The 24857-nt window shown below is 69.3% G+C and carries 23 protein-coding genes, 1 tRNA gene and 3 pseudogenes; 12 read left to right on the forward strand and 15 right to left on the reverse strand.

The features are described from left to right. Positions 1-18: 18 nt before the first annotated feature. Positions 19-621 carry a UbiX family flavin prenyltransferase gene (locus OG456_RS42240; RefSeq protein WP_266570381.1) on the reverse strand — a complete coding sequence of 201 codons (603 nt, stop codon included), beginning with the start codon at positions 619-621 and terminating at the stop codon, positions 19-21. A gap of 117 nt (positions 622-738) precedes the next feature. On the opposite strand from OG456_RS42240, the gene OG456_RS42245 reads away from it, so the two are divergent. Then, complete coding sequence (locus OG456_RS42245) at positions 739-1212, forward strand: MarR family winged helix-turn-helix transcriptional regulator (RefSeq protein ID WP_266570382.1); 474 nt, start codon at positions 739-741, stop codon at positions 1210-1212. 24 nt (positions 1213-1236) lie between these two features. Here the strand turns inward: OG456_RS42245 and OG456_RS42250 are convergent, their stop codons facing one another. Further along, positions 1237-1797 carry a TetR/AcrR family transcriptional regulator gene (locus OG456_RS42250; RefSeq protein WP_266570383.1) on the reverse strand — a complete coding sequence of 187 codons (561 nt, stop codon included), beginning with the start codon at positions 1795-1797 and terminating at the stop codon, positions 1237-1239. A 123-nt stretch (positions 1798-1920) separates the two neighbouring features. Here OG456_RS42250 and OG456_RS42255 point away from each other — a divergent pair, with 123 nt between their 5' ends. After that, positions 1921-2595: an SDR family oxidoreductase gene (locus tag OG456_RS42255; RefSeq protein WP_266570384.1), complete on the forward strand. Its 675-nt coding sequence runs from the start codon at positions 1921-1923 to the stop codon at positions 2593-2595. A 230-nt stretch (positions 2596-2825) separates the two neighbouring features. Here OG456_RS42255 and OG456_RS42260 read toward each other — a convergent pair whose 3' ends face one another. Further along, positions 2826-3746, reverse strand: coding sequence for a class I SAM-dependent methyltransferase (locus OG456_RS42260; RefSeq protein ID WP_266570385.1), 921 nt, complete (start codon positions 3744-3746; stop codon positions 2826-2828). A 339-nt stretch (positions 3747-4085) separates the two neighbouring features. Here OG456_RS42260 and OG456_RS42265 point away from each other — a divergent pair, with 339 nt between their 5' ends. Further along, the gene (locus tag OG456_RS42265) at positions 4086-5186 is read left to right on the forward strand and encodes a haloacid dehalogenase-like hydrolase (protein ID WP_323136445.1); all 1101 of its coding nucleotides are present in this window, start codon (positions 4086-4088) and stop codon (positions 5184-5186) included. 119 nt (positions 5187-5305) lie between these two features. Here OG456_RS42265 and OG456_RS42270 read toward each other — a convergent pair whose 3' ends face one another. Continuing rightward, complete coding sequence (locus OG456_RS42270; protein WP_266570386.1) at positions 5306-5956, reverse strand: TetR/AcrR family transcriptional regulator; 651 nt, start codon at positions 5954-5956, stop codon at positions 5306-5308. 246 nt (positions 5957-6202) lie between these two features. Here OG456_RS42270 and OG456_RS42275 point away from each other — a divergent pair, with 246 nt between their 5' ends. Continuing rightward, positions 6203-6946: a class II aldolase/adducin family protein gene (locus OG456_RS42275; RefSeq protein ID WP_266570773.1), complete on the forward strand. Its 744-nt coding sequence runs from the start codon at positions 6203-6205 to the stop codon at positions 6944-6946. Between the two features lie 127 nt (positions 6947-7073). Here the strand turns inward: OG456_RS42275 and OG456_RS42280 are convergent, their stop codons facing one another. Continuing rightward, a complete protein-coding gene (locus OG456_RS42280) occupies positions 7074-8036 on the reverse strand; it encodes an ankyrin repeat domain-containing protein (RefSeq protein ID WP_266570387.1) in 963 nt (320 codons plus the stop codon). Positions 8037-8178: 142 nt separating this feature from the next. On the opposite strand from OG456_RS42280, the pseudogene OG456_RS42285 reads away from it, so the two are divergent. Both OG456_RS42285 and OG456_RS42290 read left to right on the forward strand, forming a co-directional pair. Continuing rightward, positions 8179-8759: pseudogene (locus OG456_RS42285) on the forward strand (IS607 family transposase). Further along, positions 8752-10401 (forward strand): annotated as a pseudogene (locus OG456_RS42290) (IS200/IS605 family accessory protein TnpB-related protein). Before OG456_RS42285 ends, OG456_RS42290 begins: the two co-directional pseudogenes overlap by 8 nt. A gap of 35 nt (positions 10402-10436) precedes the next feature. Here the strand turns inward: OG456_RS42290 and OG456_RS42295 are convergent. Further along, a complete protein-coding gene (locus OG456_RS42295; protein WP_266570389.1) occupies positions 10437-11381 on the reverse strand; it encodes an aldo/keto reductase in 945 nt (314 codons plus the stop codon). A 168-nt stretch (positions 11382-11549) separates the two neighbouring features. On the opposite strand from OG456_RS42295, the gene OG456_RS42300 reads away from it, so the two are divergent. Beyond that, entirely contained in the window at positions 11550-12107 is a 558-nt protein-coding gene (locus OG456_RS42300; protein WP_266570774.1) for a TetR/AcrR family transcriptional regulator, read from the forward strand. 19 nt (positions 12108-12126) lie between these two features. Here the strand turns inward: OG456_RS42300 and OG456_RS42305 are convergent, their stop codons facing one another. From OG456_RS42305 to OG456_RS42320, 4 genes are all read right to left on the reverse strand, one after another. After that, positions 12127-12756 carry a TetR/AcrR family transcriptional regulator gene (locus OG456_RS42305; protein WP_266570390.1) on the reverse strand — a complete coding sequence of 210 codons (630 nt, stop codon included), beginning with the start codon at positions 12754-12756 and terminating at the stop codon, positions 12127-12129. A gap of 142 nt (positions 12757-12898) precedes the next feature. Continuing rightward, on the reverse strand, positions 12899-13135 hold the full coding sequence (locus OG456_RS42310) for a chaplin (RefSeq protein WP_266570391.1): 237 nt from the start codon (positions 13133-13135) through the stop codon (positions 12899-12901). Between the two features lie 113 nt (positions 13136-13248). After that, positions 13249-13941, reverse strand: a complete 693-nt coding sequence (locus OG456_RS42315; protein ID WP_266570392.1) for a discoidin domain-containing protein — start codon at positions 13939-13941, stop codon at positions 13249-13251. A 229-nt stretch (positions 13942-14170) separates the two neighbouring features. Further along, positions 14171-14956 carry an SDR family NAD(P)-dependent oxidoreductase gene (locus OG456_RS42320; protein ID WP_266570393.1) on the reverse strand — a complete coding sequence of 262 codons (786 nt, stop codon included), beginning with the start codon at positions 14954-14956 and terminating at the stop codon, positions 14171-14173. A gap of 215 nt (positions 14957-15171) precedes the next feature. Between OG456_RS42320 and OG456_RS42325 the strand changes: the two genes are divergently transcribed. After that, complete coding sequence (locus OG456_RS42325) at positions 15172-15672, forward strand: Ser-Thr-rich GPI-anchored membrane family protein (protein WP_266570394.1); 501 nt, start codon at positions 15172-15174, stop codon at positions 15670-15672. On the opposite strand, the gene OG456_RS42330 is transcribed toward OG456_RS42325, so the two are convergent. Next, positions 15642-16052 carry a Fur family transcriptional regulator gene (locus OG456_RS42330; RefSeq protein ID WP_266570395.1) on the reverse strand — a complete coding sequence of 137 codons (411 nt, stop codon included), beginning with the start codon at positions 16050-16052 and terminating at the stop codon, positions 15642-15644. The genes OG456_RS42325 and OG456_RS42330 overlap by 31 nt on opposite strands. 483 nt (positions 16053-16535) lie before the next feature. Here OG456_RS42330 and katG point away from each other — a divergent pair, with 483 nt between their 5' ends. Then, complete coding sequence (gene katG, locus OG456_RS42335) at positions 16536-18767, forward strand: catalase/peroxidase HPI (RefSeq protein WP_266570396.1); 2232 nt, start codon at positions 16536-16538, stop codon at positions 18765-18767. A 109-nt stretch (positions 18768-18876) separates the two neighbouring features. On the opposite strand, the gene OG456_RS42340 is transcribed toward katG, so the two are convergent. Next, a complete protein-coding gene (locus tag OG456_RS42340; protein WP_266570397.1) occupies positions 18877-19434 on the reverse strand; it encodes an HPP family protein in 558 nt (185 codons plus the stop codon). 331 nt (positions 19435-19765) lie between these two features. Between OG456_RS42340 and OG456_RS42345 the strand changes: the two genes are divergently transcribed. The 3 genes from OG456_RS42345 to OG456_RS42355 all read left to right on the forward strand — a co-directional run bounded on the left by OG456_RS42345 (position 19766) and on the right by OG456_RS42355 (position 21625). Then, positions 19766-20341 carry a hypothetical protein gene (locus tag OG456_RS42345; RefSeq protein WP_266570398.1) on the forward strand — a complete coding sequence of 192 codons (576 nt, stop codon included), beginning with the start codon at positions 19766-19768 and terminating at the stop codon, positions 20339-20341. Positions 20342-20459: 118 nt separating this feature from the next. After that, complete coding sequence (locus OG456_RS42350) at positions 20460-21269, forward strand: hypothetical protein (RefSeq protein ID WP_266570399.1); 810 nt, start codon at positions 20460-20462, stop codon at positions 21267-21269. A 179-nt stretch (positions 21270-21448) separates the two neighbouring features. Then, positions 21449-21625 carry a hypothetical protein gene (locus OG456_RS42355; protein ID WP_165914507.1) on the forward strand — a complete coding sequence of 59 codons (177 nt, stop codon included), beginning with the start codon at positions 21449-21451 and terminating at the stop codon, positions 21623-21625. Positions 21626-21953: 328 nt separating this feature from the next. Here the strand turns inward: OG456_RS42355 and OG456_RS42360 are convergent. From OG456_RS42360 to OG456_RS42370, 3 genes and pseudogenes are all read right to left on the reverse strand, one after another. Further along, positions 21954-22027: transfer RNA gene (locus tag OG456_RS42360), tRNA-Met, on the reverse strand. A gap of 60 nt (positions 22028-22087) precedes the next feature. Next, the gene (locus tag OG456_RS42365; protein WP_266570400.1) at positions 22088-23425 is read right to left on the reverse strand and encodes an enolase C-terminal domain-like protein; all 1338 of its coding nucleotides are present in this window, start codon (positions 23423-23425) and stop codon (positions 22088-22090) included. A 40-nt stretch (positions 23426-23465) separates the two neighbouring features. Beyond that, positions 23466-24848, reverse strand: a pseudogene (locus OG456_RS42370) (gluconate:H+ symporter); the annotation flags it as partial. Positions 24849-24857: the final 9 nt, after the last annotated feature.

The raw sequence follows: 24857 nt of genomic DNA on the forward strand, positions 1-24857 counted from the left end.
GGCGAACGGGTGGACGCCTCAGGCGCCCTTGGCGTCCCGGACAGGTCCGCCGGGTACGGCCGCTCCCAGGCCCTGCCAGCGCTTGGCGGCGGGCATGTCCAGGTCGAGCTGGTCGAGGACGCGCGCCACGATGTGGTCGACGAGGTCCGCGATGGAGGTGGGGTGGTTGTAGAACGCGGGCACCGGTGGCATGACCGTGGCGCCCATGCGGGTCAACTCGAGCATGTGCTCCAGGTGTACGGCCGACAGCGGGGTTTCGCGCGCCACCAGGACAAGGCGCCGCCGCTCCTTGAGCGTCACGTCCGCCGCGCGCCCGATCAGCCCGTCCCCGTAGCCCGTCCGAATGGCGGCCAGCGTCTTCATGCTGCACGGCACGACGACCATGCCGTCCACGCGGAAGGACCCGCTGGAGATCGACGCTCCCTGGTCGTCGGGGCTGTGGCACACCGATGCCATCGCCTGCACCTCGCGCACACTGAGCCCGGTCTCCTGGGCGAGGGTCGTCCGGGCCCATCGGCTCACGACCAGGTGCGTCTCCACGCCCAGTTCACCCAGCACCTCCAGAAGCCGTACACCGAAGGGCGCACCGGTCGCTCCTGTCATCGCGACGACAATCCTCACGTCGCCACCTCCGTCTCACGTCGATACCCCACCACAAACAAGGACGTACACGTCCTACTTCTGGGACGGTATACTACGTGTACGTCCTAATCAATTCCGAAAGGGCAGCGCAGAGCGATGAACGGAACCGACACACCGGCCGACGGCACGTCCGGCACCTCCGCCACCCTCCACGCGGCGCTCGACGGACTCGGCCCCCTGGCGCGCCAGCTCGGCCAGATCCACACCCGCCTGTGGCACGAGCAGGTCCACCAGGACCTGACCGGCCCCCAGTTCACCGTCCTGGGCCTGCTCCGGACCCACGGCCCCATGGATCAGGGCACGCTCGGCACCCTCGCCAGCCTCGACAAGTCGACCGCGGCGCCGATGCTGGAACGCCTCAAGCGCCGAGGCCTGGTGGCGATCACGAAGGACGACAAGGACCGGCGGCGCAAGCTCGTCACCATCACCGACGCGGGCCGCGAACTGGCCACGACTCTCGCCCCCGCCGTCGTCGGCATCAGCGAAGAGATGCTGGCCCACTTCAACCCCGTCGAGCGGGACCAGTTCCTCAGCCTCATGCGGCGCGCCGTCGAGGGAGCGAATCAGTAGCCGCTCGACGCACCGGCAGTGCCATCAATCGGCTGACGTCAGAGCTTCCCGCGCGGCGGTGAGGATCTCCTCGGAGAGCGGGAATTCCCTGGTGGCGCGGGCCAGGACGAGTGCGCCGACCATCGTGCACAGCCGAGCCATACCGTCCTGATCGTCGGTGGCAAGCCAGTCGGCGAAGTCACCGACCCCCTCGCTGTACACGCGGCGAGCCTCACGGTCGCCCGACCCGCGGGCCATGTCGGAGGCGAGGCCGGCGGCGGGACAGCCGTCCGCCGAGTTGTCGCGGTGCGCGACGGAGAGATAGACGTCCATCAGCGCCTGCTGCGCGGCATCGCGCCGCCCGTCGCTCCGCTCGAGGCCGGCCGCGCGACGCCGGGTGAGCTCGTCGAACGCGTGGGCGGTGGCTTCATCGACGAGCGCCTCCTTGGAGGCGAACTGCTTGTAGAAACCGCCATGGGTCAGGCCGGACGCCTTCATGAGCTCGGCGACGCTGACCTGCGTCCCCTGCTCCCGGAACAGCCGGGAGGCGTTCTCCACCACGCGCCGGCGGTTCTCCAGCGCTTGCGCCTGCGATACGCGGCCCATCGGCCACCTCCCCGTTCTCCCCATTGGATGTCAGTTGCCATCTATCCTAGACCCTGTTTAGATTATGTACGTAATCTACTTGGCGGGCCCGATCACCGGGCCCCCGAACCATTGGGAGCGGACATGGAACTCAAGGGCGCGGTCGCAGTCGTCACCGGGGCCAACCGAGGGCTGGGCCGCCACCTGGCCGACCAGCTCGTGCAGCGCGGAGCGAAGGTGTACGCGGCGGCGCGGCGCCCCGAGACCGTGGACCTGGCGGGCGTCACCCCGCTCCGCCTGGATGTGACCGACGAAGAGTCGGTCCGGGCCGCGGCCCGCGTCGCATCCGACGCGACACTGCTCGTGAACAACGCCGGGATCTCCACCGGCACGACTCTCGTCACCGGCGAACTGGACGCGATACGCCTGGAGTTGGAGACGAACTTCTTCGGGCCGCTCGCCCTTACCCGGGCGTTCGCCCCGGTCATCGAGGGCAACGGCGGAGGCGCGGTGCTGAACGTGCTCTCCGCGCTGTCCTGGCTGCACCCGGCCGGTCTCGGGTCCTACGCGGCGACGAAGGCCGCCACGTGGGCGCAGACGAACGCCGTGCGCGAGGAGCTGGCACCCCGCGGCATCACGGTCACTGCCCTGCACGTGGCGTACATGGACACCGACATGGCCGCCCGCGTCCCCGGCGACCAGAAGGTCGACCCCGCGGATGTGGCGGCCCAGGCCCTGAACGCCGTGGCGGACGGCCTCCCGGAAATCCTCGCCGACGACGTCACACGGCAGGTCAAGCGGGGTCTGGCCACCGCCTGAATGCGGCGTTTCACCAACGCACAGCGGCTCACCCCTCACGACCTCGGGAGGTGAGGAAAAGCGTGGAACTGGCTCCACCGATGGGAGGAGTACCGGAACAGCGGGACGAGCCCGACAGACCCTGATTGCATCCCGCCACAGCCTTCGAACCCTGCGCGGACGTCATTCGATGACTGAGCCGATTCGCGACGGTCACCGGAAAAACGGGAGTCGGTCCATGTACAGCGCGGTCAGCAGGGGTCGTTGCGCCAGATGAAGATCTCCGCGCTCGGCTGACGCTCGGAGAACAGGCCTGACGGGGAGGCCTCACGCAGGAGTTGGCGCAGGTCCGTCTCGAATGCGTCGCGGCGCGTGCCGAAGAGGTGCGGCGCCGAGAACGACATCGAGAACACCCCGGCGACCAGATCGTCAGCGGTGCGTTCCAGCGGCTGTCCGCCGGGCACGACATAGCGCTGCGGACCAGAGAATCCCGCCCGGGTGAACACCGCGGCCTCACCGCCCGGTGTCCCGTGCGGGAGAACGCCCCGGCCGGCCCGACGGACCGGCCCGAGATACTCCTTCACCAGCCCGTCGATGGCCGAACGGGGCGCCACCGGATGAGGAAGACCCCCGACGATCCGCGTCTCCGCACCCGTACCCGCCCCTGTCGCTGTCCCTGTCCCTGTCCCTGTCCCCGCGCCTTTCCCCGCTCCGGTCTCCGTCTCCGTCTTCAGATCGGAGATGTGCGCGAGCACCCCGCCGGTCTTGAGCATGCCCTTGATGGTTACGGCAACCAGATCGCGGTCCATCCAGTGGAAGGACTGGGCGAAGGTCGCGACGTCGAACGTGCCGAGGCCGGCCGGCAGATCCTCGGCCCGGGCCTGGACCCACCGCGCCTTCCCGGCCACGCCCCGCTCGGCGGCTTCACGCGTCGCTTCGGCGACCATCCCGCGGTCCGGGTCCACGCCGACGATCTCGCTGAACAGGTGCGCCAGGCTCAGCGCGATGACGCCCGGTCCGCATCCGACATCGATGAGCCGTCCTCGCCCGTCAGGCTTCAGAAGCTCGGCGAGCGTGCCCGCCAGCCCGGGGGCGTACGGCAGCCGCCCGCGCCGGTAGTAACGGGCGGTCCCCGCGAACAGGCTGTCGTCCCACTCCCAGCTTGGACCCATCCCCGCCCACCGCCCGTCAAAGAGTTCCCGCACGTGTCCGGCGGCCCGATGATTCCACGCCTGGATCCGGTGAGGTGCCGGGACACAGAGTGAGGCCCGAGTGAGCCAGGCAGGCGCGGGCGGTACGACCGGACGGTAGCGTGCCGTCACATGCCGTTTCCCGATGAGATCGGCCCGGTGGCGGTCGTCGACCACCGGCCGCGTGGCCGCTGGAGTTCAAGAAGTTGGCCACCAACTCCCGGTCGCAGGCGCTGACATCGCGCCTACCCGCACCCCGCGCCCCCACTCCATGATTTCGATCATGGGTAATCCGTGCGCTTCGCCCTAGCATTGCGCGCCGTGAACAGACACCCGATGCGCAAGAAGCCCGTCCTGCTCGGCGTGGTGGGCGCCCTCACCTGCGCGGTGGTCGCCGCGGGCGCTCTTTGGCCGGACACCGACGCCACGGCGGCGGCGGACGGCGCACAGCAGCGTGCCGTGGCGGCGGAGCTCAAGCACTGGCCGGCGCCCGTGGCGAAGAAGCTGGCGAAGGTCATCGCCGCGCATGACCACCAGGGCGCGTACGCGGTCTTCGACGCGGACAACACCACGTACCGCAACGACCTGGAAGAGTCCCTGCTCCCCTTCCTGGAGATGAAGGGCGTCCTGACACGCGACACCATGGACCCGTCCTTGAAGATCATTCCGTTCAAGGACACGGCCACGCACAAGGAGACGCTGACCGAGTACTACGCCCGCCTGTGCGACATCGACGACCAGGTCTCGTACCCGTGGGCCGCGCAGATCTTCTCCGGGTTCACGCTGATCCAACTCAAGGGCTACATCGACGAGTTGCTCGCCTACGACAAGCCACTGCCTGGCGGGGTGAAGCCGCCGCAGTTCTCGACGGGCATGCAGGAGCTCTACCGCACGCTGAGCACGCACGGCATCAAGGTGTACGTGGTGAGCGCCGCGAGCGAGGACCTCGTACGGATGGTGCTCGCCGACCCCAGGTACGGCTACGGCGTCCGGCCCGAGAAGGTGCTCGGAGTCGCCGCCCTCCTCAAGGACCGCAAGACGGGTGAGGTGACCAGCTCCCGCAAGGAGATCGCCGCCGGCCACTACGACCAGGCGAAGCTCGCCGACCACGAACTGACGCCCACTCTCTGGGCACCGGCCACCTGGTACGAGGGCAAGCCCGCCGCGATCAGCACGTACATCGACGCCTGGCGGAAGCCCATCCTGGCCGCGGGCGACACCCCGAAGAGCGATGGTCCGATGCTGCTGCGGTCGACGGACGTGGGGCACGGCGGCGTGCGCGTGTGGGTCAACCGCAAGGACAGCTATATGAAGGAGATCGACGGCATGAAGGCCGCGGGCGCGAAACGCCAGAAGGAGCTGGGCCAGAAGGTGACTGCGGACAAGCAGTGGCTGACCGTGACGCCGGATCAGATCCGCTGACGCCGACGAGTTCCGCGTAGCCGCGTTCCGTGAGGAGCGCGGCCATTTCGGTCCTGGCTGCCTCGGCCTGACTGTTGCGGGCGCGGCTACTTCTTCGGGCGCGACTGCTTCGGGCGCGGCTACTTCGGGCGCGACTGTTTGTGTGGTGCGCCTACCCCCGGCGATGCAGGCTCCGAGACTGCGTCGATCAGCAGTGGCAGAAAGGTGACGGCCAGTTCCTCGGGTGCCAACTGGTCTGGTTCCACGAGGCTTTGGGCCAAGGAGCCTTCGTGGACGGCTGTCGTGAGGCGGGCCAGGGAGTCCAGGTCGACTGTGGGGCTGCGGCCGATGCTGGTGAAGAGTCGGGCGAGTATGCCGGCGATCTCCTCGCGCAGTCCGCGGTCCCGCTCCGCGAGGAGTCGTGCCGTCTCGGGATGCCTGATGGCGTGCAGGGTGAACTCGGTGGACAGCAGGTACCAGCGGCGCTCGGCCGCGTCGACGGTGCCCGTTCTCACGAGTACCGCCCGCACGGGGTCGTCCGAGTCCTCGAGTTCCGCGACGGCCCGTGTCAGGCGGTCGACGACGCTCTGGGCGTGCAGGTCGAACAGGGCGAAGAAAAGCTCTTCCTTGTTGCGGAAGTTGGAGTAGAACGCCCCGCGCGTGAGCCCGGCCCGCTCACTGATCATCTCGATCGAGGTTCCGTAGAATCCGCGCTCGGCGAACGCCTCCTGCGCCGCTTCCAGCAGCCGCGCGGTCGTCTGCGGGCGACGCTTGGTGGGCCCCTTCGGCAACGCGTCCCTCCCTGGCCGTTGACACCCCGATGTGACCCGCACCACGATACAGCACCGTATCGGATACGAATCTGTATCCCATACGGTTCTGTATCGCATACGGGTGCCCCCACCCCTTGTCCGGTCCAGCGCCGCACGCGCACCTGTTGCCGTTCGGCGCTCATGAGGAGGCAATCGATGGACACGTTCGCTGCGACAACACCGCCCCACACCGGCATCGGACCGGTACCGCCGGGGTTCAAGGCGATGCTCCCGCCCACCTTCGATTCGGTGGAGCAGGAGAGACTGCACCGCAAGCGGGAACTGGCCGCGGCCTTCCGGCTGTTCGGCAAGTTCGGGTTCTCGGAGGGCGTGGCGGGGCACATCACGGCGCGCGATCCGGAGAACCCGCGGTGGTTCTGGGTCAACCCCTTCGGCATGAGTTTCACCCAGATCAAGGTCTCCGACCTCGTCCTCGTCGACCACGACGGCAACGTCGTCGAGGGCAGCCACCCCGTCAACCGCGCCGCCTTCTGCATCCACTCCGAAGTGCACAAGGCCCGCGAGGACGCCGTCGCCGCGGCCCACGCCCACTCTGTGCACGGCAAGGCGTTCTCCACGCTCCGCCGGCGGCTCGACCCGCTCACCCAGGACGCCTGCGCCTTCTTCGAGGACCACGGGCTCTACGAGGACTTCCGCGGAGTCGTCAACGACACCGAGGAGGGCCGGCGGATCGGTGAGGCGCTCGGCCCGCACAAGGCCGTCATTCTCGCCAACCACGGCTTGCTGACGGTCGGTCAGAGTGTGGCCGAGGCCGCCTGGTGGTTCATCACGATGGAGCGGTCCTGCCAGGCACAGCTCCTGGCCATGGCGGCCGGCACGCCGTACCCCATCGACCGGGACACGGCGCTCCAGGTACGGGAGCAGATCGGCAGCCCGTTGTCGGGGTGGTTCCAGCTCCGGCCGCTGTGGGACCAGATCATCGAGGAGCAGCCGGACCTCTTCGACTGACGGCTCCGGCCCTGGGCCCACCGGCGGTTCGGCGCGGACCGGTAAGCGGCCGTCGCCGCGCATCGAGCCGTGCCTGCTCGCGGCGACGCGTGACGGACACCTCCGTGGTCACGAGTACGTCTAGTAGTCACGAGTACGTCCAGTAGTCACGCCGAGGCAGTTCGACCCACCCGTCCGGTGGCCCGATGACGGCGCGCGCGTCCGTCAGGCGCAGGCCTGCATAGGCGCAGGAGTAGGCCACCGCGTTGTTCTGGAAGAGGTAGGAGAACAAGACCTCCTCCGACTTGTCGCCGTGGTCCGGTCCACCGCCCGGGTGGAGGTCCGAGCCTTCGATGACCCCGTCCCGGGCGATGATGCCCTGGTTGCCGCTCTTGGGGTTGGCGTACAGGCCGTAGCAGTAGGTGCCGGCGGACAGTATGGCCGTCACACCTGGCATCTGGGGCGCATAGCCCCACGGCTGAGTGACGACGCAGCCGCCGGGCACGGTCGTCACTCCGATGACCTGGAGGCTCTCGTACATGTCGTACGCGCAGGGGTCGTCCAGCAGTTCTTCCAGGTCCTCGCCGTCCGCGGGCTTCGCCTCCAGGCGGCGGATCGCCTCCTGGGCGTCGATCCCGGCCACGCACACGAGGCCTGTGCCCTCGTAGTGGAAGGCGCCCAGCGCCTCGACGAGGCGTCTGCCCTCCCGGGCCACAGTGCGCTCCGCCTCGGTCAGCCCGTGTTCACCCTCGGGCACTGAGAAGAGGTCCGGCGCCGGTCCGGCCAGGCTCAGCCGGCCGGGCGACCAACCGCCGAACTGGGCTCGCCACGGGTCGGCCCCGTCGGCGACCAACGCCCGTGCGTTGTCCGGCCGGTTCTCCATGACCGCCTCCCACAGCGCGGTCGTCCCGTCGTCGAGCGCGTCCACATCACGTACACGCCGTGCCAGTTCCGCCACGACCTCCGGTGAGCCGAAGGCCGCCGCCCGGTGCAACGGCCCCCCGCCCCACACTTCGGGATCAGCCCCCTGATCGAGACGTCGCCGGATGTTGTCGGCGTCCTTCCAGTCCTCCCACCTCGCGTCTAACCAGCCGCTGTTGTCCTGTGCCATCTTCCGCCCCCCTCAGTGCCCGCACGAGCAGTTCGTCGCACCGCCCCCGTACGAACACCATGGCAGAGGGGTTCCCAACTGCTGCCTGCGAAAGGTTGTTGAGGGTGCGTAACTATGAGGGAGTTGTTGGCGTTATCAGCATATGAATCTGACGGAGTGGGCACGGGTGCAGGGGGTGAACCCGCATACGGCGTATCGCTGGTTTCGTGAGGGCACTCTGCCGGTGCCCGCCCGCCGGGTGGGACCGCGCACGATTTTGGTGAACACCGACGCGAACTCCTCACCCTCCGTGACCGGTGGTGTGGGTCTGTATGCCCGGGTCTCCTCGCATGATCAGAAGGCCGATCTGGAGTGTCAGACCGCTCGGTTGTCGGCGTGGGCGGTGAAGGCTGGTCACCGGGTGGTGCGGATCGAGTCCGAGATCGCCTCGGGTATGAACGGTGGCCGTGCGAAGGCGAAGCGGCTGCTGGCCGACCCGAAAGTGACCTGTGTGGTGGTCGAACACAAAGACCGTCTCGGCCGCATGAATGTCGAACTCGTCGAGGGCCGCTCTGTCCGCGACCGGCCGTCAACTCGTCGTTTTTTCAGGACGGCGAGGTCGAGGACGACCTGGTCCGCGACATGGTGGAGGTGCTGACCTCGTTCTGTGCCCGCCTGTACGGGCGTCGCTCGGCGAAGAACCGGGCCGCGAAGACCCTTCAAGCGGCGGCCGGCGTTGACTGAGCCGACGAAGACGCAGCGGCTGCGCACCATCGAGGACCCGTTCGTCGCGCTCGGCCCGTCCGGCGTCGCGATCCGTGACCGCCTCAAGCACCTCACCGACGTGTACGACAAGGTGTTGCGTCTGGTCGGCGCACACCTCGGACAGCTCGCGTCCCTCGATCTCAAGGCCCGCTGCGCTGACGGCCTGGACCACAACGCGGATGCGTGGGCGGCCCGTAAGCAGGCCCTGACCGGCCAGTCGTCCAAGCGCTGGGCGGGGAGTATCACGAGGGCCACGCACGATCAGTGGGCGCTGTCGCGGCGCTGTCAGCTCGCGCACATCCAGTCCCTTGAGGCCGGTGTGCGCACCCTTGTGCATCGCCTGTCCCAGCCGATCGGTGTCAAGGGCACCAAGCGGGCGCCGGGCGGATACCGCTCCCGGGGCGAGTGGTTTCACAAGTCGCGCCGTCTGGCGACGCTGGAGCACCGCCTCGATGAGGCGCGCGCCGAGTATCAGGCAGGTGTCGTGCAGGTGGTGCGCGGCGGCCGACGCCTGCTGGGCAACCGTCACCATCTCGAAGCCGCCCAACTCACCGAGACGCAATGGCGGCAGCGGTGGGAGGCCCAGCGCTGGTTTATGGCCGCTGACGGCGAGTCCGGCAAACGCTTCGGGAATGAGACGATCCGCGTCACCCCCGATGGTGAGGTCTCCGTCAAGCTGCCCGCCCCGCTCGCCCATCTCGCCAACAGCAAGAACAGCCGGTACGTGCTCTCCTGCGAGGTGCGGTTCCAGCACCGGGGCGCCGAGTGGCGCGACCGTATCGAAGGTAACCGGGCTGTCGCGTACCGCATCCACCTCGATGACCAGTGCGGGCGCTGGTACCTCACCGCCGCGTGGACGAAGCCCGTGGTGAAGACGGTCCCGTTGGATGCAGCCCGGGCTCAGGGCATGGTCGGCGTGGATACGAACGCCGACCACCTCGCCGCCTACCACCTCGACGCGCACGGCAACCCGGTCGGCGACCCGCGGCGCTTCTTCTACGACCTCACCGGAACCGCGGACCATCGCGACGCACAGATCCGGCACGCCATCAGCCAACTCCTGCACTGGACCAAGCGATGCGGCGTCCAGGCCATCGGCATCGAGAACCTCGACTTCACCACCGAGAAAACCCGCGAGAAGCACGGCCGCAAGAAGAAGTTCCGGCAGCTCATCTCCGGCACGCCCACCGGCAATCTCAAGGCCCGCCTGGTATCCATGGCCGCCGACAGTGGCCTGTCGATCGTCGCCGTCGACCCGGCATACACGTCGATGTGGGGCGATGAGCACTGGCGCAAACCTCTGACCAGCACCACCCGCAAGATGTCCCGACACGACGCCGCGAGCGTCGCGATCGGGCGACACGCCCTCGGGCACCCGATCCGGCGACGGACGGCACCGCCCCACGACGACCAGAGCGATCGTCGTGGGCATCGGACCGCCCAGGCCGGACCAGGCGCACGCGGGCGTGAGGGAACCCGCCCACCCGTCACGGACCGTGCACACGATGCACGTCACCAGACCGGCACACAGCGAACGCGGGAACCCAGCGCATCCAACACCGTTCGGGATGCGCGCAGTTCCGGGAGCGAGCATCAGATGCCACTCCCGCACACTGTTTAGGAACGGTCTGACAACGCAGGCCCTGGCGCGGGCGATCAGCCGATTCGTACGTCCGCCGAGCGCGACGGAACGGCGTCGAGCGAGGCGACCGTCGCCTCGTCGAGCGTGATCGCGCCCGCGGCGATGTTGGCCTCGAGATGGCCGGGGTCCGCGGTCCCGGGGATGAGCAGCGTGTTCGGGGAGTGCTGGAGCAGCCAGGCAAGGCCGACCTGCGACGGCGTACTGCCGAGGGACTGCGCCGCAGCCAGGACCGCGGGCTCCTCGGTCACCTTCGGAATGCCGGGGAACGCGCCGCCGAGCGGGAAGTACGGCACCCAGGCGATTCCCTCGGCGGCGCACATCTCCACCATGGCCTCGTCGTCGCGCGCCACGAGGCTGTACGCGTTCTGCACGCAGACGATGCCCGCCGGGATCGCCCGGCGCAGGCCCTCGGCCGTGACACTGCTCAGGCCGATCGCGCCGATCATGCCCTCGTCGCGCATCGCGGTCATGGCCGCGAGCTGGTCGTCGATGTCGACCGCCTGGTCGCCCTCGGCCCGCAGCCCGGGTCCGGAGTCGAGCCGCCGCAGGTTCACCACCGGGACCTGGTCGACACCCAGGGATTTGAGGTTGTCCTCGACGCTCGCCCGGAGCTCCTCGGGCCGCTGCGCGGGGCGCAGGGGGATGCGAGCGCCCGGATCGGGGTCGGCGCCGACCTTGCTCACGACGAGTACGCCGTCCTCGGGGCGGAGGGCCTCGCGCAGAAGCCCGTTGACGAAGCTGTTGCCGTAGAAATGCGCGGTGTCGACGTGGTCGACACCGAGCTCGACCGCGCGGCGCAGGAGGGCAAGGGCTCCGCGGCGGTCCTCGCGCAGGCGCTCGAGCTGCATCGCGCCGAAGCCGACGCGCGAGACCGTGCGGCCCGCGAGCTGTCCGGGGCCTCCCGGGCGTGCCGCGCCCGTGGCCGTGGTGTCGGAAGAGGATGTGCCGGTGGTCGTCATAGGAAGTCGCTCCTGTGGGACGATTGGCGTAAGCGGAGGAACCTCCGCTCTATCGACCGTAGCACTACCGGAGGGACCTCCGCTTTGACTCCGCCGGAACCGACGCCCACCGGCGCACCCGCCGGCACGCCCCCACCCGGTGACAGGGCCGGGCGCGCCGAGCGCCCTCTGCGCGCGGATGCGCAGCGCAACCGCGAGAACCTCGTCGCTGTCGCGCGGGCCGCCTTCGCCGCCGCGGACGACACCGTCGCACTGGAGGGCATCGCCCGTGAGGCAGGCGTCGGGATCGGCACGCTCTACCGCCACTTCCCCACCCGCGAGGCGCTCGTCGAGGCCGTCTACGCCGCCGAGCTCGACGCCGTCACGACAAGCGCTCCCGCGCTGCTCGAGGAGTTCCCGCCCGATGTCGCGCTCCGTGCGTGGCTGGACAACTACGCGAAGTTCACGGCGACGAAGCGCGGGATGATCGACACGCTGCGCGCCGGCTGGGCCTCAGGACGGATCACGACCCCGACCACACGTGAACGCATCACGGCGGCCATCGGGACGATCCTGACGGCGGGAGCCGAAGCGGGTTCGCTCCGCGGGGACGTCGACCCGGACGACGTCACCGCGATCGTCTTCGGCGCGTTCCTGTCGACAGCCGCCAACAGCAACACGCCGCAGCAGACCGGCCGGCTGCTCGATCTCGTCGTCGACGCCGTGCGCCCGAAGCCGCACCCATAGGGGCGACGGGGCCGGTGAGTCACTCCGCGTCGAACCGGCCCAGCAGCTCCAACGTCGTATCCAGCGCCGCCTCCAGATGGGCGGTGCTGCCGGTGGCCATGAGGACGGTCACCCCGCCCTGCACCGCGGCGATCAGGGCGGCCGCCGTACGGTCGGCGTCCAGCGCGGGGTCCATAAGCCCGCTGCCCTGCATGCACCGCACGCCGTCCCTCAGCGCGGACTGCCACTGGGCGAGCAGTTGCCCGGTCAGCCGCTGCGAGGCGGGCGTTCTGCGGCCGAGCTCGGTCATGAGCACGCCCAAGGGGCAGTTGACGCCCTGCCGTTCGTAGCGCCGGACGACAGCGTCGCGCCAGTCGCGCCACGCCTGCCAGGTGTCAAGGCGGCCGAGGTCGTCCAGGTGGGGCTGCTGGTCCTCCAGGATCCGTTCCGCCTCCAGGGCGGCGACGGCGAGGAGCAGTTCGTCCTTGCCGCCTGGGAAGTAGTGGAAGATCTGGCTCTTGCTGGTCGCGGTGCGGGCGCGGATGTCGTCGAGCGTGGTCGTGGCCGCGCCCCGCTCCCTGATCTCGGCGGCCGCGCCCTCGACGATGCGCAGCCGGGTCGCGGCGCCTTTCGCGGTCAGGCGCACCGTCGTCGTCCCGCTGGTGATCATGGATTCCCTCGCCGCCACTGTGGACCTGCTGGTCCATTTTACGCGTCAGCGGCCAGGTGACCGCGCCACGGACGGCGCGATACGGGACCGGGCCCGCCCAGAGTCTCCCGGGCGGGCCCAGCCGTGGTGCTCCGGCGCCAGATCAGTTGCTGGCGCAGCCGCTGCCGAGAGCGGGGTTCAGCAGACCGATGACACTGACGGAGTCGCCGCAGGCGTTGATCGGAATGCCGACCGGCACCTGGATGACGTTGCCGGAGATGACACCGGGCGAGTTGGAGGCGACGCCGTCCGCCTCGTTGTCGGCGCTGGCCACGCCGGCACCTGCGAGGACGGTGGCAGCACCCAGGGCGGCAGTGACGATAAGGGTCCGGATACGCATTCTTCTCCTCAAGTGAGATGACGGTACTTCCGGACCAATAACACCCCTGTCACCCGCCGCGCGCGATTCATTGCACCCATCAGGGGCGTGGCGTCGGACCCCCGGGGATGCCGTCAGCGGGTGGTGATCTCGTTGACGGAGAGGTTGCCCCAGGTGTGGTTGGCGGCCTTCACCACGAGGCGGACACCCGTGGTGGCAACGGCGCTCGGGAGGCGTAGCGACCTGCGCTCGACGGTTGCCGTGTTGCCCGTCCACGTGATCTGTGCGTCGGCGGCCCGGGTCACCCACGACGACCCGTCCCAGGTCTGGACGTCCGCCTTCGTGATGCCCTGGCCCTGGCCGAAGTGCGTGGCCAGGACGACCTCGGAGACCGTACGACGGCTCGGAAAGGTCAGGGTGATGGTGCCCGGGTAGGTGACTCCGGTGCTGGGGTTGGCCCAACTCGTGTAGTCGGAGCCGTCGGTGAGCGCGGCGGGCGACGCCGACTGACCGTTCCCGAACGTGGTGGTGGCCGTCGGCACGGCCTCGTCGCGGCCGGGGCCGGCGGATCGCTGGAGGCCGCCGAGGTCGGGCATGCCAGACAGCAGGGCGGTGCCGGCCGCGTCACGGCCTCCGTCGTTCGCGATGTCGATCCCCGCGGCGATCACCGGCGAGTTCGCCGACGGCACGTATCCGGAGAGGTCGGTGAGGGACTTGGCGGTGCCCGGCGACGTGAGTCCCGAGTCGCCGGTGACGGCCGCCTTGTCCGCGGCGGGCACGGGGCCGTCGTGGTAGAGGTTGTCCTGGCCCGAGCGAGTGCCACGCACTCGGGCCAGGCCGCCTCCACCGGACGGAGCCGACGCTCAGGCGCGCCACGACGGCTCACGCACGAACAGGTTCTCGTCGCTCGTACAGCCCGGTCCGTTGGAGATCTGGTCGGTGGTTCCAGCCGACGACGCCGTTGCCCTCGCGGCCGAGTTCGATCGGGCGGTTGCTCTCGCTCCGTCTGCCCGGGCCGTGTAGCGACGCCGCCGTCGCACCGGCAGGGACAGACCGTCAGCTCGGGAACATCCCCGCCGTCGCGTTGATCCACGTACCCGTGATCGAGGAGGCGGCGTCCGACGCGAGGAACGTCGCGAGCGCGGCGATGTCCGCGATGCGCGGCGAGCGCTTCGTCATGCGCAGGCTGTCGAGGTGCGCGAGTACCCCCTGCAACGCCGCCTCGTCCATGGCCGGTGCGCCGGCCCCGGCCAGCTTCTCCGGCGTCAGCGTGTCCGCTACGCCGGCGGTCCAGATGCCCAGGGCACGCACCCCGGACGGGCCCAGCTCCTGCGCGAGCTGGCGGATCAGCGCGTCCGTCGCGCCGTCTGCGGCGCCGGTGCCGCCCAGCATCGGGGTGCCGTTCCGGGAGCCGCTGTCGAGGGAGAGGATCACTCCCCCGCCCTGGGCGACCATGCGCCGGGCGGCTGCTCGCGCGGTGATGAACTGGCAGGAGAGGCCCTGTACGACCGGCCGCGTGTAGTCGTCGACGGACATCTCCGTGAGCGGGATGCCCTGCAGATCACCTCGCGGCACGAGGTTGAAGGAGATGTCGATCCGGCCGGCCCGCTCGACCACCGCGCCCGCGTGCGCCTCCACGGCCGCTTCGTCCAGGGCGTCGACGACGTCGTACTCCGCGCCCACCTCGGCCGAGGCCTTCCGCAGGGTGTCCTCCGTGCGCCCCGCCAGGAAGACCCGCGCGCCCGCGTCCGTGTACGCCCGGGCCACGCCCGCTCCCAGGGAGCCGGCTCCGCCGTAGATGACCGCGACCTTGTCCTTCAGCACGTCCGTGGGCGTGAGCATGGGGCGTCGTCCTCTCCTCGGCCGGACGCCGCGTGCGTCCGCTGCTTCATAGGACTCATCGTCCGCCGAAACTCATCGGCGCACCGGCAGGTTGTGTGCCGGAGCGGCACAGAGCGGCACCCCATGGGGTGAAGCTTGCGGGCCCGCCCGTTCGCCGCCGAGGACATGTGGGAGGGGTATGGCCGTACCTCCCGCCACCGGAACGAGGTCGTCACATGCTCCGCACCAGGTTCCTGTCCGTCACCGCCGCGTCGTCGCTCGTCTGGCTCGGTTCGGCGGCCCCAGCGGTCTCCGAACCGCCCGACGCCACGATCGCCGTCACGTCTCCGGCCGCCGACTCCGTACACCCCGTGAACAGCAGTCTCTTCGTCGGATGGCGCAACGACACCGGGCAGGAGGTCGACGTCTGGCTGGCGCAGGACGACGGTGCGGGCGGGACGCAGCGCCTGTTCAAACTGGCCTCGAAGGCGAGCAGCAAGCCGACGAGTGAGCTGGTCACGGCGGTGCCCGCGGTGCCGGACGGCACCGATTACACCGTAGAGGTCACGACTCGGGACACGGGTGTACGCGGCTACAGCGCCTCCTTCGAGGTGGGTCCCGTTCCGGCCGCCGGTCCGGCCGCCGGTACCGGTGCCGACGCCGGTACCGACTCCAGAGGGGCTCCGTGGCCGTCGCCCAACTGGGTTCAGGCGCAGGACGGGCACAGCCCTCGGTAGGTCACCTCGACCTTGGACACCTCGAAGCCGAACCGCTCCTGCGCCGGGAGTCCGGAGAGCGGGTCGCCGGTCGGGTGGACGTCGCGGATGATTCCGCAGCCGGAGCACACCAGGTGCTGGTGCGGCCGGTGCGCGTTCGGGTCGTAGCGCTTCGCACGGCCGTCCGTGGAGACCTCTATGACCTCGCCCAGCGCGACCAGTTCGCCCAGCGCGTTGTACACGGTCGCTCTGGAGATCTCGGGCAGCCGCTGCACCGCGCGGGCGTGCACCTCGTCGGCCGTGAGATGCACGTGATCACCGTCGAGAACCTCCGCCACGACGCGCCGCTGAGAGGTCATCCGCCAGCCACGCCCCCGCAGTCGCTCAAGCAGGCCGCTCATATCGGTTCACCTTTTCAGGTTCGGTGGGATACCCGAGGTTGACCGGCGCACTCCCGGTCCCATCGGAAATGCGATTGGTGCACTTCTTGACTTGGATTCTGTCCATCGTAGGATCGGTTATGGCGATAGCCAAGGGACAGGAAGACTCCAGTGCGGCAGGAGACAGAAGTTGATCACCTCCGAGGGGCGCGCGATCGTGCGTCGGTCGTTGCTCTCCTCATGCCGCCGGAGGCCCTCACCGTGCCCGACGTGGCCGGATTCGTGCCGCTACGCCTCACTCTGAGCCGTAGTGTCGACCCGTCCCGGAAGACCACGGCCTCGCAATCGACACGGTCCGCCCGGTCGAGACGATCACCCCGATCACCCAGATCCCCGCGATCGTCCGGATCGACGAGGCTGAGGCCGTCCACGGGGCCCGCGCCCCACCCGTTCCAACGCCGTAGTTCCTGAGCAGTGTGATCCGCCGGTCCGGAAGGATTCCCAATGTCTGAGAACCAAGATGCGATCGTCACAGACGCGAAAACACAGGACGGAGGAGGCTGCCCGGTCGTGCACGGCAGCGCCCCGCACCCGACGCAGGGCAACGGCGCGAACAGCCAGTGGTGGCCGCAGCGGCTCAACCTGAAGATCCTTGCCAAGAACCCCGCCGTGGCCAACCCCCTCGGCGAGGAGTTCGACTACGCCGCGGCGTTCAAGACCCTCGACCTCGCCGAGGTCAAGCAGGACATCGCGGAGGTGCTGACCACCTCGAAGGACTGGTGGCCCGCCGACTTCGGCCACTACGGCCCGTTCATGATCCGCATGGCGTGGCACAGCGCCGGTACCTACCGGATCAGCGACGGCCGCGGTGGCGCCGACACCGGGCAGCAGCGCTTCGCCCCGCTCAACAGCTGGCCGGACAACGGGAACCTCGACAAGGCCCGCCGTCTGCTGTGGCCCGTCAAGAAGAAGTACGGCAAGAACCTGTCGTGGGCCGACCTCATGATCCTCACGGGCAACGTCGCCCTGGAGACGATGGGCTTCGACACCTTCGGGTTCGGCGGCGGACGTGTCGACGCCTGGGAGCCCGACGACGACGTCTACTGGGGTCCCGAGAAGACCTGGCTCGGCGACGAGCGCTACACGGGTGACCGTGAACTGGAGAACCCGCTCGCCGCGGTCCAGATGGGTCTCATCTACGTCAACCCGGAGGGCCCCAACGGCAACCCGGACCCGCTCGCCGCGGCCCGCGACATCCGTGAGACGTTCCGCCGGATGGCGATGAACGACGAGGAGACGGTCGCCCTGATCGCCGGCGGCCACACCTTCGGCAAGACCCATGGCGCGGGCCCGGCGGAGGACGTCAGCGAGGCCCCCGAGGCCGCCCCGATCGAGGAGATGGGCCTCGGCTGGAAGAACGCGTTCGGTACCGGCAAGGGTGGCGACGCGATCACCAGTGGTCTCGAGGGGATCTGGACGAACACCCCGACCACCTGGGACAACACCTTCTTCGACATCCTCTTCGGCTACGAGTGGGAGCTCCACCAGAGCCCCGCAGGCGCGAACCAGTGGCGGCCGAAGGAGGGCGCGGGCGCGGGGTCCGTACCCGACGCCCACGACGCGTCGAAGAGCCACGCCCCCACGATGCTCACGACCGACCTCTCGCTCCGGTTCGACCCGACCTACGAGCCGATCTCGCGCCGGTTCCACGAGAACCCGGCCGAGTTCGCGGACGCCTTCGCCCGCGCGTGGTTCAAGCTGACCCACCGCGACATGGGCCCGATCGTGCGCTACCTCGGCCCGGAGGTCCCGAGCGAGGAGCTGCTGTGGCAGGACCCGCTGCCCGCGGTGACGCACCCGCTCGTCGACGCCGCTGACGTCTCCGCCCTCAAGGACCAGGTCCTGGCCTCGGGCCTGACGGTGTCTCAGCTCGTGTCCACGGCATGGGCGTCGGCCTCGTCCTTCCGCGCCAGCGACAAGCGCGGCGGCGCGAACGGTGCGCGCATCCGCCTCCAGCCGCAGGCCGGCTGGGAGGTCAACCAGCCCGACGAGCTGGCGGCCGTGCTGCGCAAGCTGGAGGGGGTCCAGCAGACCTTCAACAGCGCCCAGTCCGGCGGCAAGCAGATCTCGCTCGCCGACCTGATCGTGCTCGCGGGTGCCGCGGGCGTCGAGAAGGCCGCGAAGGACGCGGGCTTCGACATCCAGGTGCCCTTCACTCCGGGGCGTGCGGACGCCACGCAGGAGCAGACGGACGTGGAGTCGTTCTCCGCGCTCGAGCCGTCCGCCGACGGGTTCCGCAACTACCTCGGCAAGGGCAACCGCCTGCCGGCCGAGTACCTGCTCGTCGACAAGGCGAACCTGCTCGACCTGAGCGCGCCCGAGCTGACGGTCCTCGTCGGCGGCCTGCGCGTCCTGGGCGCGAACTACGGACAGTCGACGCACGGCGTCCTCACCACGACCCCCGGGTCGCTGACCAACGACTTCTTCGTCAACCTCCTCGACCTGGACACGACGTGGAGCGCGACGGCCGGCGACGCGAGCACCTTCGAGGGCCGCGACTCCGCAGGCAAGGTCCAGTGGACGGGTACCCGTGCCGACCTCGTCTTCGGGTCGAACTCCGAGCTGCGCGCGGTCGCGGAGGTCTACGCGAGCGATGACGCGAAGGAGAAGTTCGTCAAGGACTTCGTCTCCGCGTGGGACAAGGTCATGAACCTGGACCGGTTCGACCTCTCCTGATCACGCATGACCGCGAAGTCCAGGCCGGCCCGCACCGGGCCGGCCTGGACTTCCGCGTTTCCGCATCAAATCTCCGTCAGGTCCGGCGCTGGGCAAGCCGTCCCGGAGGTCACCACCAGTACGCCGGGTACTTCGGAGCCCCGCGCCGTACGCGAGAAGCCGCGAAGCCGGTCAGGGCGAGCAGCACGGTGGAGCCGAACAACAGCGGCACGAAGCGGCCGGGCGCCGGCGTCTGGAGCACGACGATCACCGCGGTGGCACAGGCCGCCGAGTGCGGGGTACGGGCGAGCATCGTCGCGGCGAGGGTGACGCCTCCCGCCAGTGCCGCCGTCCACGGGCTGCTGTGCGTCAGCGCGAGGACCGCGTAACCGGACCCCGCACCGAGCAGGTGGCCGACGACGATGCTCCGGGGCTGGGCCAGGGGCAGGGTGGGCGCGCTGTGCACGAGGGCTGCGCTCGCGGCCAGCGGCGGTATCAGGACCGGCTCATGGATCATCGCGCCTATCGCCACGAGGCCGAGCAGTACCGCGGTGACCGCGCTGACGCTGTGGAAGGCCGCCGCCGCGGTGGGACGGGCCGGTGCACGGCCGACCCGGCGCGGCAGGCGGGGCGAATCGGGCGCAGGAGCGGGCTGCGGCTGCGGGCGCAGCAGGGAATCAGTGCTCACGGTGACGATTTCTGGGACAGGCGGCTCACGGCCGGCAGGACGACGGGAGAAGGAACGGTCGTAGCTGCGCGGAGCACACCTCTGTGATCAACAGTGGTTCTGACCTTGCGCCTGTCCTGGTGGGGCGGGCGCAGTCCAGGGAAGATTTTACCTGCCGAGCCGGAGGCGCCGGGCGCGGGGGCGGCCGATCACCTGGCGACGTCGGCCTGGAGCGCTCTCGCTCTCCCCCACACCACGCCGCCTCACATCCACGGCATCCTTACCCCGTCCTGAACAGACCCTGACCGCAAACTTGTTGAACGGGATCAGGACGCACGGGACCATTCGCCCCATGGACGAACCGGGCGCTGTCTACGAGATCCGCTACGGGTGGACCGCCTCCGCCTGGCTGGCTCTGGCGTTCGCCCTGCTGATCGGCGTGGGATTCGTCCCCGGCGCCGAACCCCCGGGGAACGACCATGTCGAGCTGATCCTCGCGCCCTACGTGGCTCTGGTCATGCCGGCCGCCGCCCTCCGACGGACCGCGGTACGCATCGACGCCCACGGCATCACCCTGGGCGGCGGGGTGTTCTTCCGTAGACCGGAATTCCTCCCCTGGGTCGAGATCGCGTCCGTCAGCTTCCACGCCGGCGCTCGGGGAGCGGGACGCCTCCGGCTCCCCGAGCTCGAAGTGCGTCACCGCGGGGGGCCTGCCCCGCGGTGGGGACCGGCCACGTCCCCGGCGCTGCGCGAGTTCGACGCGTATCTGTCGACGCACGTGGATCCCGACTTCGTCGAGGCCTTCAAAGGCACCACGGAGTCCACCCGTTCCATGGTGCTGTGCAAGGTGGACACCCGGCGCCTCGAACGGGCCGTACGGGCCTTCGCTCCCCAGGTCCACGTCTTCGGCGACGTAGGCCGACCATGACGATGCGACCAAGGATCTGACTGAACGCGAGCGTCGGGCATGGGAGTTGATTGACCATGAAGGTGTCTGCGGAGGCGGGCTCGGCATCAGTCGGCACGTACGGGAGGGCGAGGCAGCCATGGCCGAACGTGAGGGGCCGCAGCCGCCGTACTCTTCGGCACCGGTCCCGTCCCGCCTTGGCTCCGGCTGCTTCCCATGGACGGGGCTCGCGGTTCTCATCGCCATCCTCTCCGGGCTGTTCCTGTTCCTCGGCCGCGGCGGCGAACCCGGGAGCGGCCACCCCGGGGGCAGTAGACAGCAGACCTACGTCGACGAGATCGGCGAGGCACGGCAGCAGCTCTTCAAAGGTGAACTCGTCCGCACCAGTACGAAGTCACTGCATCTCGTGGCCGGAGGCGATCCGCTCCGTTACCGGGCCCAGATCCTGGGCAGTTGGCGCTCGGACGGGCCCGGTGGGACACACTCCCCCACCAGTGCGGGCGCCGAGATCGGCGTGAAGCTGCACTGCTCGGGTGCCCAAGTGCGGTGCGCGCCCCTGTCGTCGGAGCGTCAGAACGTCATCTCCAAGACGGACAAGGCCACGTGGCTGTGGGACGTGAGCGCCAAGAAGGCGGGGACGGTCACCTTGTCCGTGACGGTGACCGCCTACTACCGGGACAGCGACACCGTGCTCCTTGAGCAGACACCCGCTACCACCCACGTCAAGGTGGCGGCCCCGCCCGGCGACAGCTTCGCTTGGGTGAAGCAGGCCTGGCGGTGGATCTCCGACGCGATCACAAGTCTGGGCGGGCTCGCGGTGTCCCTGACCGCCGTCATCACCCTGGCGGTGATGCTGGCCCGCCGAACGCCCGCGGCGACCGGCCCCGAGCCCAGTAACCCCGAACCCGGCAACGACAACACCGACGCGGACACCAACTCGCCGTCCTGAGCGACGCAAAGTGACGCAGAGCGCCGCGACACTACGTGAGGCCAAGGTCACAGTTTCGCGCGGAGTGGCCGACTCCGCGCCCAATTTCCCAGGTCAGAGCCGCCCACAGGGCAACTCCCCACCTCCGCCGCGTGGCACAGGGACGCCGATTGTCACACCGACCCTCTAGGCTTCTTCACATGTCCACCACTCCGATCCCTGGTTCCGTGCGGTCCGCCGACGATCTGAACGAAGAGATTCGCTGCCTGATGCTGTGCAGCGGTGGCCGGTTGAGCGCGGAACAGCGCCGGGAGTACGAAGTTCTCGTCATCGAGTGGTCCGCGGCGATACGTGGCGAGGTTGTGAAGGCCGCGTAAGCCCCGGGCCCACCCCTGCCGGTCGCGCACCCGTGGTGTCACTCGGACGGCTGCGGGGCCAGCCGGTGCAGCCATTTCCGGTCGCAGTACTGGGCGCTTGGTTCACGGCGCCGGGCCGGGTGATCGCACCGAGATCGACAGTCTGAAAGGTCCGGCTGAGGTGCACTTGTCACCTTCTCCGCACGACGGCCGTCCGCGACCACCAACACGACCGAGGACTACGGGGGGCCAGGGGTTGTTCCAGGCTCCCGCACCGGCCCGCCCGAGCGGCGCACCCTGCAGACACAGAAAGGCCCGGATCCAGAAGGATCCGGGCCTTGTCCATCAGTAGCGGGGACAGGATTTGAACCTGCGACCTCTGGGTTATGAGCCCAGCGAGCTACCGAGCTGCTCCACCCCGCGTCGGTAGACACCACCGTACGCCATTGCAGCCGGTCCCCATGACCACGTGCCCGCGGATCGCTAGCGGACGAGGCACGGGCGCTTGCTGTCGAACTGCCAGTCCGGGACCAGGTACCGCATCCCGTTGGCGTCGTCACGCGCCCCCAGGGCCTTCGTCCTGTAGAGGTCGTGGGCCGCGAGGAGTCGGTCCATGTCGAGCTGGACGCCCAGGCCCGGGGCGTCGGGCACGGCGATCTCACCGTCGACGATCCGGGGCGGGGCGGTGGTGAGGCGCTCCAGGCCTTCCTGCCAGATCCAGTGCGTGTCCAGGGCGTTGTACTCGCCGGGGGCGGCGGCTCCGCAGTGGGTCACCATCGCGAGGGAGATGTCGAAGTGGTTGTTGGAGTGGCAGCCCCAGGTCAGGCCCATCGCGTTGCAGAGCTGGGCCACGCGGACCGAGCCCTGCATGGTCCAGAAGTGCGGGTCGGCCAGGGGGATGGAGACCGACTGGAGCGCCAGGGCGTGGGTGAGCTGGCGCCAGTCCGTGGCGATCATGTTGGTCGCGGTGGGCAGGCCCGTGGCGCGACGGAACTCGGCGAGGATCTCACGGCCGGAGTAGCCGCCTTCGGCACCGCAGGGGTCCTCGGCGTAGGCGAGGGTGCCGGACAGGGGTGTGCACAGCTCGATCGCCTCGCGCAGCGACCACGCGCCATTGGGGTCGAGTGTGATCCTCGCCTCGGGGAAGCGGTCCTTCAGTGCCTCGACGGCCCTGACCTCCTCGGCGCCTTCCAGGACTCCGCCCTTGAGCTTGAAGTCGCGGAATCCGTACCGGTCGTACGCGGCCTCGGCCTGACGGACGATGGCGTCGGGTGTCAGGGCCTCTTCGTGGCGGACGCGGTGCCAGTCGACGGCCGAGTCGGGTTCGCGGACGTATTCCAGGTCGGTGCGGTCTGGGTCACCGACGTAGAAGAGGTATCCCAACACCCTTACGGAGTCGCGCTGTTGGCCGTCGCCGAGGAGTGCCGCGACGGGGACGTCGAGGTGCTGGCCCAGGAGGTCGAGCATCGCCGACTCGACGGCGGTGACGGCGTGGACGGTGGTGCGCAGGTCGAAGGTCTGGGCGCCTCGGCCGCCCGCGTCGCGGTCGGCGAACCTGGCTCCGATCTCGCACAGGACGCGCTTGTAGTCGCCCACCTTCGCGCCGACCACGAGGGACTCGGCGTCGCGCAGGGTCTGGGTGATCTTCTCGCCGCCCGGCACCTCGCCCAGGCCGGTGCGGCCTTCCGAGTCCTGGAGGAGGACGATATTGCGGGTGAAGTAGGGGCCGTGCGCGCCGGAGAGATTCAGTTCCATGCAGTCCCGGCCGGCGACCGGATAGACGGCGAACGCGGTGACGGTCGGCTGCTTGCTCAAGGTCATTGCGGTTCCTGTGGTCGGAAGGTGTGCGGGTTGACGTGTGTCACAGGCTCAGGAAGTCCAACGCCCATTCCATGGCAAGTACGCCGCCCAGGCCCAGCACCGCGAGCACGGTCGTGTACGTGGTCCTGACCTTGATCGCGTCGATGACCGAGAGGTTGAAGTACTCCTTGAAGAGCCAGAATCCGGGGTCGTTCACATGGGAGAACGCGATCGAGCCGCAGGAGACGGCGAGAACCATGATCTCGGGGTGGATGCCGCTGCCCGCCAGGAGCGGAAGCACGACGCCGGACGCCGTGACGACGGCGACCGTCGCCGAGCCGAGGGCCACGCGCAGGATGACCGCGATGAGCCAGGCCAGGATGAGGGGCGAGATGGCCCAGCTGTCCGTGACGTCCTTGATGTAGTCGGAGATCCCGCCTTCGACGAGGACGTTCTTGAAGGCGCCGCCGGCGCCGATGACCAGGAGGATCATCGCCATCGCCTGCGCCGCCGAGGCGCAGGAGGCGCTGACTTCCGTAAGGCTGCGGCCGATGCGCGGCCCGAACGCCCAGATCGCCAGGAGCAGCGTCAGCATGAGCGCGATCGGGGCCGAACCGATGAACGCGACCGCGTGCAGGAACGGGCTGTCGCCGGACGTGACCATGTCGATCACCGCGGCGCCCGCGATCAGGACCACCGGGAAGAGGGCCACGAGCAGTGACCAGCCCATGCCGGGCATCTCTTCGTCGGTGAACTCGCGGTCGCTGACGAGGCCCTTGGGGATGGACGGGTTCATCGCCTTCACGAACGGCAGGCGCGGCCACGCGAGGGCGATCAGCGCTCCGGCCGGTACGGCGATGAAGAGGCCGTAGAACAGGGTGTGTCCGACGGAGGCATGGAAGGTCGCGGCGACGGCGGTGGGGCCGGGGTGCGGCGGGAGGAAGCTGTGCATGGTGGACAGGGCGATCGACATCGGCAGGCCGACCCACAGCAGCTTCGCGCCGGTGACCCGCACGAGGGTGAACGCGATGGGCACGATGATGATGAAGGCGACCTCGTAGAACATGGTGACGCCGATGAGCATGGACGTGACCACCATGGCCACCTGCACCCAGCGCGGCCCGAAGGCGTCGAGGAGCCGGTTGGCTATTCGTTGCGCCGCTCCTGAGTCCCCCATGACGCGGCCGACCATGGCGCCTAGGCCGATGGTCAGCATCGTGTCGCCGATCTGGCCGCCGATGCCCTCCGAGAGGACGTCCGGGATCGTCGCTGCCGGAATCCCCTGCACCAAGGCGACGCCGATCGCCACGAGGAGGAGGGCGGCGAACCCGTTCATTCTCAGCCTGGTCATGAGGAAGAGCAGAATCAGAACGCTTATTCCCACTACGACGAGAGGCAAGTCAGTTCCCCTTTGAACTGTGGATCGAACTGCTTTGAACTGTGGATCGAACTG

Origin of the sequence: Streptomyces sp. NBC_01446 (assembly GCF_026340095.1) — a bacterium.
GTDB classification, from domain to species: Bacteria; Actinomycetota; Actinomycetes; order Streptomycetales; family Streptomycetaceae; genus Streptomyces; species Streptomyces aureus.